Source organism: Pseudomonas sp. ADAK18 (assembly GCF_012935695.1).
Classification (GTDB): domain Bacteria; phylum Pseudomonadota; class Gammaproteobacteria; order Pseudomonadales; family Pseudomonadaceae; genus Aquipseudomonas.
In genome coordinates this window covers 2,494,738-2,507,105 of the sequence record NZ_CP052859.1, presented here as the reverse complement: position 1 = coordinate 2,507,105, position 12,368 = coordinate 2,494,738, and the positions used below count along the sequence as shown (strand labels likewise).

At 61.3% G+C, this 12,368-nt stretch carries 10 protein-coding genes; 5 read left to right on the top strand and 5 right to left on the bottom strand.

The features are described from left to right. Positions 1-66 precede the first annotated feature (66 nt). From HKK55_RS11155 to HKK55_RS11140, 4 genes are all read right to left on the bottom strand, one after another. A complete protein-coding gene (locus tag HKK55_RS11155) occupies positions 67-1,737 on the bottom strand; it encodes an ATP-binding protein (RefSeq protein ID WP_169354724.1) in 1,671 nt (556 codons plus the stop codon). Beyond that, complete coding sequence (locus HKK55_RS11150; RefSeq protein ID WP_169354723.1) at positions 1,734-3,236, bottom strand: ATPase domain-containing protein; 1,503 nt, start codon at positions 3,234-3,236, stop codon at positions 1,734-1,736. Before HKK55_RS11150 ends, HKK55_RS11155 begins: the two co-directional genes overlap by 4 nt. Before the next feature lie 140 nt (positions 3,237-3,376). Then, entirely contained in the window at positions 3,377-4,435 is a 1,059-nt protein-coding gene (locus HKK55_RS11145) for a HEAT repeat domain-containing protein (RefSeq protein ID WP_169354722.1), read from the bottom strand. 75 nt (positions 4,436-4,510) lie between these two features. Then, positions 4,511-5,404: a bestrophin family protein gene (locus HKK55_RS11140; protein ID WP_169354721.1), complete on the bottom strand. Its 894-nt coding sequence runs from the start codon at positions 5,402-5,404 to the stop codon at positions 4,511-4,513. A 228-nt stretch (positions 5,405-5,632) separates the two neighbouring features. Between HKK55_RS11140 and HKK55_RS11135 the strand changes: the two genes are divergently transcribed. From HKK55_RS11135 to HKK55_RS11115, 5 genes are read left to right on the top strand one after another with little or no spacing between them, the layout of a single operon-like run. Next, positions 5,633-7,297: an AMP-binding protein gene (locus HKK55_RS11135; protein WP_169354720.1), complete on the top strand. Its 1,665-nt coding sequence runs from the start codon at positions 5,633-5,635 to the stop codon at positions 7,295-7,297. Positions 7,298-7,320: 23 nt separating this feature from the next. Then, positions 7,321-8,088, top strand: coding sequence for an SDR family NAD(P)-dependent oxidoreductase (locus HKK55_RS11130; RefSeq protein WP_169354719.1), 768 nt, complete (start codon positions 7,321-7,323; stop codon positions 8,086-8,088). Between the two features lie 12 nt (positions 8,089-8,100). Continuing rightward, positions 8,101-9,294, top strand: a complete 1,194-nt coding sequence (locus HKK55_RS11125) for an acetyl-CoA C-acyltransferase (protein WP_169354718.1) — start codon at positions 8,101-8,103, stop codon at positions 9,292-9,294. 9 nt (positions 9,295-9,303) lie between these two features. After that, positions 9,304-10,431: an acyl-CoA dehydrogenase gene (locus tag HKK55_RS11120; RefSeq protein ID WP_169354717.1), complete on the top strand. Its 1,128-nt coding sequence runs from the start codon at positions 9,304-9,306 to the stop codon at positions 10,429-10,431. 10 nt (positions 10,432-10,441) lie between these two features. Next, positions 10,442-11,215 carry an enoyl-CoA hydratase gene (locus tag HKK55_RS11115; protein ID WP_169354716.1) on the top strand — a complete coding sequence of 258 codons (774 nt, stop codon included), beginning with the start codon at positions 10,442-10,444 and terminating at the stop codon, positions 11,213-11,215. Between the two features lie 141 nt (positions 11,216-11,356). Here the strand turns inward: HKK55_RS11115 and HKK55_RS11110 are convergent, their stop codons facing one another. After that, positions 11,357-12,352: an aldo/keto reductase gene (locus tag HKK55_RS11110; RefSeq protein WP_169354715.1), complete on the bottom strand. Its 996-nt coding sequence runs from the start codon at positions 12,350-12,352 to the stop codon at positions 11,357-11,359. Positions 12,353-12,368 lie beyond the last annotated feature (16 nt).

Sequence of the window (12,368 nt, the reverse complement as noted above, 5' to 3'; positions counted from 1 at the left end):
CTCCGTCTTTGCTAACAAACAAAGCGAAGACGGGCTTCATGCCCAGTCCGCACTGAATGCTGGGCCTCACGCCCGAATCATCTCCCGCACTTTCGCCGTCAACAAATCAAATGTGAACGGCTTGGTGATCAACTGCATTCCCGGATCCAGGAACCCGCCGCGCACCGCCGCGTGCTCGGCATACCCCGTGATAAATAACACCTTCAAGTCCGGACGAATCTGCCGCCCGATTTCCGCCAGTTGCCGGCCATTCATTCCCGGCAAACCGACGTCGCTGATCATCAGGTCGATCCGCTGCCCGGATTCGATAATCGGCATGGCGCTGTTGGCGTCACCGGCCTCGACAAACGCGTAACCCAGCTCGCTTAGTACTTGACTCACCAATACCCGCACGGCGGGGTCATCCTCGACGATCAGCACCGTTTCACCGGCATTGGCGTAAGGCAGCAGGGCAGGGTTGAGGGGTTCATCAGCTGCCACTTCGCCGGCAAAACGCGGCAGGAACAGGCTGACGGTGGTGCCCTCGCCGACGACGCTGTGAATGGTCACATGGCCGTGGGACTGTCGAGCAAAGCCATAGATCATCGACAAGCCCAGGCCGGTCCCTTGGCCAATGGGCTTGGTGGTAAAGAAGGGATCGAAGGCGCGGCTGATCACACTGTCGGGCATGCCACAGCCGGTATCACTGACGCTCAGCTCCACGTAGTCACCGGGGGTGAGGGTGCCATAGGCGGCTGTAAAAATGCTGTCCAGATGGCGATTGCTGGTTTCCACCACCAGTTGGCCGCCGTCGGGCATAGCGTCTCGGGCGTTGATAGCCAGGTTGAGCAGGGCACTTTCCAGTTGATTGGGGTCGGCCTCGGCAATCCAGAGCGGTTCGTTCAGGCGCATGTCGAGGACGATGCTTTCGTTGAGGCTGCGTTGCAGCAACTCACCCATGGACGTCACCAGATGATTGATCTCCACCGGTTTTGAGTCCAGTGACTGGCGACGGGAAAACGCCAGCAGGCGGTGGGTCAGGCCGGCGGCACGGTTGGCCGAAGTGACGCCAAGGTCGATCAGGCTGTCGAGGTCTTCCAGCCGGCCTCGGGCCAGTCGCCTGCGCAGCAACTCCAGGCTGCCGATGATCCCGGTAAGCATATTGTTGAAGTCATGGGCGATACCGCCGGTCAACTGCCCGACGGCTTCCATTTTCTGTGATTGGCGCAGCGCCTCTTCGTTGTTGCGCAACTGTGCGGTGCGCTCTTCAACCTGCTGCTCAAGGGTTTCCAGGGTGCGTTGCAGGCGCAATTCGCCTTGGCTCAGGTCGATCAAGCGGTCCCGGGCCTCGTATTGTCGGCATCGACCACGCAGGGCGGTGCTCACGAGGCTGATTAGGGTCACCGGATGGAAAGGTCGTTCCAGCAAGGTGATGTTGCCCAGCAGTGCGCTCAGGTGTGAGGAGGCGTTTTGCTCCACGCCGCCATGGTGAGTCATCAGCACGATAGGCAGGTCTGACCAGGCAGGCTGTTGATGCAGGTAGTCAAGCAGTGGGTCCAGGTTGACACCACGCAGGGCTTCGGCTGCGATGATCAGCAGGCCGGCGCCCTGTTCGAGTTCGTTACACAACATCTGCAAGTGGGAGGCGATGATGCCGCTGAAACCTGCCTCATTGAGCATCATCAGCGCCAGCGCGCTGTCGCGTCCCAGCGGCGCGAGAATGATCGCACGCTCGGAGATGGCCGGCAGGCCACTCACGTTTCCTCATCCTGGAGCAATGGGCTGCCTGCACCCATATAGTTCGGTACGCCGCGCAGCACGCCTTGAAAGGCCTCGAGGGGTTCGCCGATGGTCATGCCCCGGCCGCCAATACGGTATTCGCGAATGGTCGACTCATGGCTACCGGTGCGTTTCTTGATGATCGAAATGGCCCGGCGGACTTTACCCAGCGCTTCAAAGTAGCGCAGCAGAATGACCGTGTCGGCCAGATAGGTAATGTCCACCGGTGCCTGCATATCGCCAACCAGGCCGTGCTGGGCTACGGTCATGAAGGTCGCGGCACCTCGGCGGTTGAGGTAGAGCAGCAGTTCGTGCATGTGCAGGATCAGGGCGTTCTCTTCCGGCATGGCGGCCTGGTAGCCGTTGACACTGTCGATCACCACGGTTTTGATCCCACGCTCATCGACGCAACGTCGGACCCGGTGCGAGAACTCCCCCGGGGACAGCTCCGCGGCGTCTACCTGCTCAATCAGCAGATTGCCCGTTTGTTGCAGGGCCGCCAGGTCGATGCCCATGTTTTTCATTCGTTCGAACAGCAGCCCCAGTTCCTCATCAAAAATGAACAACGCCGCTTTTTCGCCACGAGCCACGGCGGCCGCAGCAAAGATCATTGAGATCAGCGACTTGCCGGTACCGGCTGGACCGAGGATCAGGGTGCTGGATCCGGTCTCGATACCGCCCCCCAGTAGCGCGTCCATTTCGCGGATGCCACTGGTCAAGGTTTCGCGGTTGTAGCCGCCACGGTGCTCGGCCGCCACCAGGCGAGGGAACACATGGACGCCATCTTCCATGATGGTGAAGTCATGAAAACCACCGCGGTATTTCTGGCCCCGGTACTTCACCACCCGTACACGCCGTCGTTCAGCGCCGTAGTTGGGGGTCAGTTCTTCCAGGCGGATCACCCCATGGGCCACGCTGTGTACGGTTTTATCGAGGGATTCGGTGGTCAGGTCGTCCAGCAGCAGGACGGTGGCGTCGTAGCGCACGAAGTAGTGCTTGATCGCCAGAATCTGCCGGCGATAACGCAAGGAACTTTGCGCCAGCAGGCGGATTTCCGAGAGGCTGTCGATGACCACGCGGGTCGGCTTGACCCGTTCTACCACTTCGAAGATCTGTCGGGTGGCTTCCCCCAGCTCCAGGTCCGAAGAGTACAGCAGGCTTTGCTGGTGGTCCGCGTTGAGCAGGCTTTCCGGCGGGGTCAGCTCGAAGATATGGATGTTCTCGTCCAGATCCCAGCCGTGGGATTTGGCACCCTGGCGCAGTTCCCGCTCGGTTTCCGACAGCGTGATGTACAGCGAGCGCTCGCCAGCCCTGGCCCCTGCCTGGAGAAAATGCAGGGCCACGGTGGTTTTGCCGGTGCCGGGCTCACCTTCGAGCAGGAACAAATGGCTACGGGACAGCCCACCGGAAAGGATGTCATCGAGCCCTTCAATACCGGTTGCTGCTTTTGCTGTGAACAGCTCTTTGGATGTAGACAAGGAGTGCCCTCAAGTCACGTGTCAGGAGAAAGGCACGCCGGGTGAGGCATGCCATATTCACTTGACAGTGGAGCCGTGGGGCCGTTCAACGTTATCTTTCAATTATGCAAGGTGGCTCGCAGTCTCCAACTTTTGCAGGGCTACAGACCCTGTTGCAGCGCCGGATCGTCGGGATTCTGCTGTTCCAGCTGTGCCAATAACACCTGGACGTTTTGCAACTGGCCGCTTTGCGTCCAGTAGTTGACCAGCAGCACCCGTGCCTTGCGGTTCTCCGGGTGGCGCTGGACGATCTCTTCCAACTGACGCTGGGCAGCTTCCAGTTCCTGCTGGGCGTGTAGGGTGGTAGCCAGGTCGTAGCGGTAATCCTGATTGCCCGGCTCAAGTTCTACAGCCTTGGACAGGCCGAGCAGGGCGTATTCGCGTTCGCCATGATGCAGCAGCCACATGCCCAAGGCGTGCTGCAGGTAGGCCGACTCGGGGTGCGCTTGCAGTTGATTGGCCAGCAACTGGCGGGAGTCGTCGACCTTGCCTTGCTTGTCCAGCAACTCGATTTGCGCCACGACGGCCGGCAGGTTGTCCGGCTCAAGGCGCAGGGCCTGCTCCAGAGCATTCTGCGCCTCCTGCAGGCGAGCGTTGTGAATGTACAGGCGTGCCAGTTGAATCCAGCCCTCGGCGGTTTCGGGTTGACCCTTGAGCTGCTTCTCAAACTCGTCGAGCACTCGTTGCAACGGTCCGAAGTACAAGCCCAGGGTGTCGGGTGAAAGGCCCAGCAAGGCGTTGGCGGCGGCAAACCGTACGCTTTGTTCGGGATCTTCCAGCAGAGGACCAAGCAATAACGTGCGTTGGCCGCTGGGTACCAGCCCGACAACGCTGTGAATGGCCGCCTGGCGCACCAACGGTGCTTCGTTGGCCAGGTCCTTGTCTGCCAGCTTCAAGGCTTGGGGGCTGGGGTAGTTCGCCAGTTCGGCATGCAGGGCGGCCCGACGTACATCGGACAAGTCTGGACGCCCCAGTTGTTGATACAACACCCGTGCGGCTCCTGCTTCGCCGTTACGGGCTTGTTTCAAAGCCTTGGAATAGCCGTGGGCAATGGCTGGCGGCACGGCCACTTGAGCGGTGCGGGTGAAATACCAGGTGATCAGCACGATAAACAACAGGGCGCACAAGCCGATGATGGAGTAACGGCGAGACTTTGACATGCAGGCGTCCAAAAGCTGGGCAGCTATTACAAAGCCATCAGCTTCGGTCAGACCACTCGATGTGTCAAACCCGCATCACGTCAGCACATAGTCCACAGGCTCCAGCGCCGGCGGCAGTTGGGTTTCGCCGAGGGCGGCGAGGATTTCCCGCTCCAGGGTGCGAACGATGGCATCGCAGGGCAGATCGTTTTCATCGAAGCCAAACGGGTCCTCCAAATCATCACCGATGGCGTCCAGACCAAAGAAGGTGTAGCTGACGATGGCGGTGAAGAGCGGCGTGAGCCAGCCCAACGGCTCAGCCATAGCGAAGGGCAGCAGAATACAGAACAGGTAAATGGTGCGGTGCAGCAGCAAGGTGTAGGGGAAGGGCAACGGGGTACTTTTTATCCGCTCACAGGCGGCCTGGACCTGACTCAGGCCCGCCAGACGGGTTTCCAGCTGGGTGTAGCGCCAGTCGCTGATCCGGCCTTGTTCAGCCGCCGTCGAACACTGGGCGCCGACCGCTTGCAGGACGCTGTCGGGAAGGTTGGGGTGGCCTGGGGTCACGACGATCCACGGCTGGATAACGCGCGCCTCATCTTCCCGGCGCAGGTGCGCAACCAAGCCATGGGCAAACCCGCACAAACCCCGGAGCACGCCGGCACGCTCGGCGGGGTCGCGCAAGACCTGGGTTTCACGGATCAACGAGCGTATCTCAATGACCATCTGCCCCAGTTGTTTGCGACCTTCCCACCAACGGTCATAGCAGGCGTTGTTACGAAAACTCATGAAGATCGACAGCGACAGGCCCAACAAGGTGAAGGGCGTGGCGTTGACCTTGGAGAAATACGCCGGGTGCAGGGTTTCCACCAGCACAATCACCGAGGCCAGCAACGTGACCATCAGGCTGCGCGTGGCGATGCGCTTGGCAATCGAGCCTTTGAGCGAGAACAGGATGCCGAGCAGTTTGGGTTTTGGACGGACGATCATCGGAGGGCTTCATCGCAAGTGCAGGCCATCAGATTAGAAGCCTGGCCGCGCAGCGTCCAATCGCCAGTGTCGACCGCGTGATCGGCGGGCTCTATGACCCAGGCTATTGGCCAAACCAGTCAGCCATGTTGAAGGCTTTGACCATTGTCCGCCGGGCGCTCTGGGGCGACTATTTCCCCGGTTTACGTAGCCCATCCTGAAAACAAAAACACAGAGGGATTTGAAGCGATGCGTGATTACTCGACGGCCACCACCCAGTTCAACTACCAGCAAACGGTCGACGCCGCACTGTCCGGCAGCCTGCAAGGGCTCAATGCCTGCGTTGAATGCTGTGATCGGCATGCGTTGCCGGGGCGTATTGCGCTGTTCTGGGAGGGCAAGGATGGCCGCAGTGCCACGTCCACCTTCAGCGAGTTGCAGGACCAGGCGGCGCGTTTCGCCAATTTCCTCCTGGCCCAGGGGGTCAAGCGGGGTGACAAAGTGGCCGGCCTGTTGCCGCGTACCGCCGAATTGCTGGTGGTGGTGTTTGCCACCTGGCGCATCGGCGCGGTCTATCAGCCGCTGTTCACCGCATTCGGCCCCAAGGCCATCGAGCACCGCCTGAGCAGCTCCGGCGCCGCGCTGGTGGTCACCGATGCGGTCAACCGGCCCAAACTCAACGAAGTTGCCGACTGCCCAACCATCGTCACCGTCGCCGGCCCCAAGGGTGAAGGCATTGTACGTGGCGATTTCAGTTTCTGGGCGGAGTTGCCCAATCATTCCAGCGTCTGCGAGCCGGTGCTGTTGGACGCTGATGAGCCCTTTCTGTTGATGTTCACCTCTGGCACCACCGGTCCGTCAAAAGCCTTGGCGGTGCCGCTTAAGGCGATTGTCGCCTTCCAGAGCTACACCCGCGACGCCGTGGACCTGCGCCCCGAAGACGCGTTCTGGAACGTAGCCGATCCGGGCTGGGCCTATGGCATTTATTTTGGCGTGACCGGGCCCTTGTCCATGGGGCATCCGATTACCTTTTACGATGGTCCGTTCACCCTGGAAAGCACCTGCCGGGTCATCAATAAATATGGCATCACCAACCTCACCGGTTCACCCACGGCCTATCGGCTGCTGATTGCCGGTGGCGAACAATTTGCCAGCTCGATCAAGGGCAAGCTGCGGATTGTCAGCAGCGCTGGAGAGCCGTTGAACCCGGAAGTGATCCGCTGGTTTGCCGACAACCTGGGCGTCACCATCCACGACCATTATGGCCAGACCGAACTGGGCATGGTCCTGTGTAATCACCACGGCCTGGATCACCCGGTGCACGTCGGCTCGGCCGGCTTTGCCTCTCCGGGCCATCGCATTGTGGTGCTGGACGACAACCATCAGGAGCTGCCTGCCGGCCAGCCCGGGATTCTGGCCATCGACCGCGACCAGTCACCGATGTGCTGGTTCGCCGGCTACGAAGGAGGCAAGACCAAGGCCTTCGTCGGCCAGTACTACCTCAGTGGCGACACCGTGGAATTGAATCCCGACGGCAGCATCAGCTTTGTCGGGCGCAGCGATGATGTGATCACCACCTCCGGCTATCGGGTCGGCCCCTTCGATGTGGAAAGTGCGCTGATCGAACACCCGGCCGTGGTGGAGGCGGCAGTGGTGGGCAAGCCGTGCCCGGAGCGTACCGAACTGGTCAAGGCGTTTGTGGTGCTCAGCCCGCAATACCGCGCCGCACCGGAACTGGCCGAGGAGCTGCGCCAACACGTGCGCAAGCGTCTGGCGGCTCACTCGTACCCACGGGAAATCGAATTTGTCAGCGAGCTGCCCAAGACCCCGAGCGGCAAGCTGCAACGCTTCATTTTGCGTAATCAGGAAATTGCCAAGGTCCAGGCGGCGCAAGCTGCTGCGACTGCGGTTTGACCCCCTCTTTCAAGGAAACAGTGATGCAGATTGAGAACAAGGTTTTTCTGGTCAGCGGCGGTGCCTCGGGCCTCGGTGCGGCCACCGCTGAGATGCTGGTAGCGGCCGGTGCCAAGGTGATGCTGGTCGACCTGAACGCCGACGCTGTCGCCGCCCAGGCCGCCAAGCTGGGCGACCAGGCCCGCAGCACCGTGGCTGACATCAGCCAGGAAGCCGCCGCCGAAGCCGCCGTGCAGGCCACCGTTGCCGCCTTCGGCGGTTTACATGGGCTGGTGAACTGCGCCGGTGTGGTGCGTGGCGAGAAGATCCTTGGCAAGAACGGCCCTCATGCCCTGAGCAGCTTCGCCCAGGTGATCAACGTGAATCTGATTGGCAGCTTCAACCTGTTGCGCCTATGTGCAGCAGCCATCGCTGAAACCGAGGCCAATGCCGATGGTGAGCGCGGCGTGATCATCAATACCGCCTCGGTGGCCGCCTTTGACGGCCAGATCGGCCAGGCAGCCTATGCGGCCTCCAAGGGCGCGATTGCCAGCCTGACGTTGCCCGCCGCCCGGGAACTGGCGCGTTTCGGCATTCGGGTGATGACCATCGCTCCCGGTATTTTCGAGACCCCGATGATGGCCGGCATGACCCCCGAAGTGCGCGAGTCCCTGGCCGCCGGCGTGCCGTTTCCGCCACGCCTGGGCAAGCCGAGCGAGTACGCCGCGCTGGTCCGGCATATCATTGAAAACAGCATGCTCAACGGCGAGGTGATCCGTCTCGACGGCGCCTTGCGCATGGCCGCCAAATAAGGAATATTTGTCATGACTACTAATCACGATCCCGTCGTTATCGTCAGTGCTGTGCGCACGCCCATGGGCGGTTTTCAGGGCGACCTCAAGGGCCTGACCGCGCCGCAACTTGGCTCGGCGGCGATTCGCGCAGCGGTTGAACGCGCCGGTATCGCCAGTGATGCGGTGGATGAAGTGCTGTTCGGTTGTGTGCTGCCCGCCGGGCTGGGCCAGGCGCCCGCACGTCAGGCTGCCCTCGGTGCTGGCCTGGACAAATCCACCCGTTGCACCACCCTCAATAAAATGTGCGGCTCGGGCATGGAAGCCACCATCCTCGCCCATGACTCTCTGCTGGCCGGCAGCGTTGACGTGATCATCGCCGGTGGCATGGAAAGCATGTCCAACGCCCCGTACCTGCTGGACCGCGCCCGCAGTGGTTACCGCATGGGCCATGGCCGGGTCATCGACCATATGTTCCTCGACGGCCTGGAAGACGCCTATGACAAGGGCCGCCTGATGGGCACCTATGCCGAAGACTGCGCCGAACATAACGGCTTCACCCGTGAAGCCCAGGATGCATTCGCCATTGCCTCCCTGACCCGCGCTCAGCAAGCCATCACCGAAGGCAACTTTGCTGCGCAGATCGTTCCGGTGCAGGTCACCGTCGGCAAGGAACAGAAAACCATCAGCCACGATGAACAGCCGCCGAAGGCCAAGCTGGACAAGATCGCGACGCTGAAACCGGCATTTCGCGAGGGCGGCACGGTGACAGCGGCCAACTCCAGCTCCATCTCCGACGGTGCGGCGGCGTTGCTGTTGATGCGCCAGTCCGAGGCACAAAAGCGTGGGCTTAAACCTCTGGCGGTGATTCATGGCCATGCGGCGTTTGCCGATGAGCCAGGCCTGTTTCCGGTAGCGCCGGTGGGGGCGATTCGCAAGCTGATGAGCAAGACCGGCTGGAACCTGGGCGAAGTGGACTTGTTTGAAATCAACGAAGCCTTTGCCGTGGTCAGTCTGGTAACCATGAGCAAGCTGGAGATCCCCCACAGCAAGGTCAACATCCACGGCGGCGCTTGTGCACTGGGGCATCCGATTGGAGCGTCCGGTGCGCGAATTCTGGTGACGCTGTTGTCGGCCCTGCGCCAGCAAGGTTTGAAACGCGGTGTGGCGGCCATCTGTATCGGCGGCGGCGAAGCCACGGCCATGGCCGTTGAATGCCTGTACTAAGGAGCACCCATGCTACCCAATGACGAACAACTGCAGATCAGCGAAGCAGCTCGGCAATTTGCCCAGGAACGGCTCAAACCGTTCGCCGCCGAGTGGGATCGCGAGCACCGTTTCCCCAAGGAAGCCATTGGCGAAATGGCCGAGTTGGGCTTCTTCGGCATGCTGGTTCCAGAGCAATGGGGCGGTTGCGACACCGGTTACCTGGCCTATGCCATGGCGCTTGAAGAAGTCGCCGCCGGTGATGGCGCCTGCTCGACCATCATGAGCGTGCACAACTCCGTGGGCTGCGTGCCGATCCTCAAGTTCGGCACGGACCAGCAGAAAGAGCAATTCCTCAAGCCTTTGGCCAGCGGCGCCATGCTCGGTGCCTTCGCGCTGACCGAACCCCAGGCCGGTTCCGACGCCAGCAGCCTGAAAACCCGTGCCCGCCTGGACGGTGACCATTACGTGCTGAACGGCTGCAAACAATTCATCACTTCCGGGCAAAACGCCGGGATCGTGATTGTGTTTGCCGTGACTGATCCGGCGGCGGGTAAGCGTGGCATCAGTGCGTTTATCGTGCCCACCGACTCGCCGGGCTACAAGGTGGCGCGGGTCGAGGACAAGCTCGGCCAACATGCGTCCGACACCTGCCAGATTCTCTTCGAGGACGTGAAGGTGCCAGTGGCTAACCGTTTGGGCGAGGAGGGCGAAGGCTACAAGATCGCCCTGGCTAACCTGGAAGGCGGTCGCGTCGGCATCGCCTCGCAGTCAGTGGGCATGGCCCGGGCGGCGTTTGAAGCAGCCCGTGATTACGCCCGCGAGCGGGAAAGTTTCGGCAAGGCACTGATCGAACACCAGGCCGTGGCCTTCCGTCTGGCGGACATGGCAACCCAGATTGCGGTCGCCCGGCAGATGGTGCACTACGCTGCGGCCCTGCGTGACAGCGGCAAGCCGGCATTGGTGGAAGCGTCCATGGCCAAGCTGTTTGCCTCGGAAATGGCCGAAAAGGTCTGTTCGGCAGCCTTGCAAACCCTCGGCGGCTACGGTTACCTAAGCGACTTTCCCCTGGAGCGGATCTATCGCGATGTGCGGGTCTGCCAGATCTACGAAGGCACCAGCGATATTCAACGCATGGTCATCTCACGCAATCTCTGAGGAGCACTAGATGAGTTACGAAACCATTTTGCTGGACGTCCAGGGCCGGGTCGGGCTGATTACCCTGAACCGCCCGCAAGCGCTGAACGCCCTGAACGCGCAGTTGGTCAGCGAGGTGAACCTGGCGCTGGACAGCCTGGAGGCCAACCCCGAGATTGGCTGCATCGTGATCACCGGCTCGAAAAAGGCCTTTGCTGCCGGTGCCGACATCAAGGAAATGGCCGATCTTACCTACCCGCAGATCTACCTCGACGACTTGTTCAGCGACAGTGACCGCGTGGCCAACCGTCGCAAGCCGATCATCGCGGCCGTCAACGGTTTCGCCTTGGGTGGCGGCTGTGAGCTGGCGCTGATGTGCGACTTCATCCTGGCAGGCGACACGGCCAAGTTTGGCCAACCGGAAGTCAACCTGGGTGTGCTGCCGGGTATGGGCGGGACCCAGCGCTTGACCCGTGCGGTGGGCAAGGCCAAGGCCATGGAAATGTGCCTTACCGGACGGTTTATTGATGCGGTGGAAGCCGAGCGCTGTGGCATCGTCGCACGGATCGTGCCGGCGGATGAGTTGCTCGAAGAAGCACTGAAAGTCGCGGCATTGATCGCCAGCAAATCGGTGCCCATCAGCATGATGGTCAAGGAAAGCGTCAACCGCGCCTTTGAAGTCAGCCTGTCTGAAGGCGTGCGCTTTGAGCGTCGGGTGTTCCATGCGGCGTTTGCCACACAGGATCAGAAGGAAGGCATGGCGGCATTTGTGGCCAAACGCGCGCCGGAGTTCAAGGACAAATAACCCTGTGGCGAGGGGGCTTGCCCCCGTTGGGCTGCGAAGCAGCCCTAAAACCTGCCTGTTCGGTCTTCCTGAAAGACAGCAGTCGTTTTATCTGGGGCTGCTCCGCAGCCCAACGGGGGCAAGCCCCCTCGCCACAGTCTGCTATTTATCGAGCAACTGCATCACAGCCTCCGGATACCGCTGGCCTGCAGTGGCATTGGCCGGGAATATCGCCTCCAGTGCCGCCAGCTCTTGAGCGTTCAGCTTAACCTCCAGTGCCGCCACATTCTCTTCCAGATACTTACGCTGCTTGGTCCCCGGAATCGGGATCAGGTAGTCCCCCTGTGCCAACACCCACGCCAACGCCAACTGGCCTGCGCTAACACCTTTCTCGACGGCCAGCGCCTGCACCTGATCCACCAGTAACAGGTTCTTCGTGAAGTTCTCACCCTGAAAGCGTGGGCTGAAACGGCGGTAGTCGTCCGCCGCAAAATCATCCGGGCTTTTCAGTGCGCCGGTCAGAAAACCACGGCCCAGAGGGCTGTACGGGACGAAGGCGATCCCCAGGCGTTGGCAGGCCGCCAGGCAGCCATTGTCTTCCTGATCCCGGCTCCACAATGAGTATTCACTTTGCAGCGCACTGATGGGGTGGACCTTGTGGGCCCGCTCCAGGGTGGCGGCCGAGGCTTCGCTCAAACCCAGGTAACGCACTTTGCCTTGCTTGACCAATTCGGCCATGGCACCGACGGTTTCCTCGATGGCCACAGCGGGGTCGATGCGGTGTTGGTAGTACAAGTCCAGCGTGTCGATACCCAGGCGTTGCAACGTACCGTCGATGGACTGGCGAATGTACTCTGGGCGGCCATTCACGCCACGTATCGCGGGATTGGCCGGGTCACGCACGATGCCGAACTTGCTGGCCAGGAACACCTGGTCGCGCTTGCCGGCAATGGCCTTGCCGATCAGGGTCTCGTTGGTATGGGGGCCGTACATGTCGGCGGTGTCGAGGAAGTTGATCCCCAGCTCCAGGGCACGGTGCAGGGTGGCGGTGGCCTCCGTGGTATCGGTGCCGGTGGTGTAGAAATCAGTCATGCCCATGCAGCCGAGGCCGATGGCGGAGACGTGGGGGCCGTTTTTGCCGAGTTGACGAGTGTGCATGGGTCCAGCTCCGTTG

Bases quoted from the DNA above. Each gene is read 5' to 3' on its own strand.
- HKK55_RS11130 (WP_169354719.1), top strand. From the start codon at position 7,321: ATGCAGATTGAGAACAAGGTTTTTCTGGTCAGCGGCGGTGCCTCGGGC.
- HKK55_RS11145 (WP_169354722.1), bottom strand. From the start codon at position 4,435: ATGTCAAAGTCTCGCCGTTACTCCATCATCGGCTTGTGCGCCCTGTTG.
- HKK55_RS11110 (WP_169354715.1), bottom strand. From the start codon at position 12,352: ATGCACACTCGTCAACTCGGCAAAAACGGCCCCCACGTCTCCGCCATC.
- HKK55_RS11120 (WP_169354717.1), top strand. From the start codon at position 9,304: ATGCTACCCAATGACGAACAACTGCAGATCAGCGAAGCAGCTCGGCAA.
- HKK55_RS11125 (WP_169354718.1), top strand. From the start codon at position 8,101: ATGACTACTAATCACGATCCCGTCGTTATCGTCAGTGCTGTGCGCACG.
- HKK55_RS11140 (WP_169354721.1), bottom strand. From the start codon at position 5,404: ATGATCGTCCGTCCAAAACCCAAACTGCTCGGCATCCTGTTCTCGCTC.
- HKK55_RS11135 (WP_169354720.1), top strand. From the start codon at position 5,633: ATGCGTGATTACTCGACGGCCACCACCCAGTTCAACTACCAGCAAACG.
- HKK55_RS11115 (WP_169354716.1), top strand. From the start codon at position 10,442: ATGAGTTACGAAACCATTTTGCTGGACGTCCAGGGCCGGGTCGGGCTG.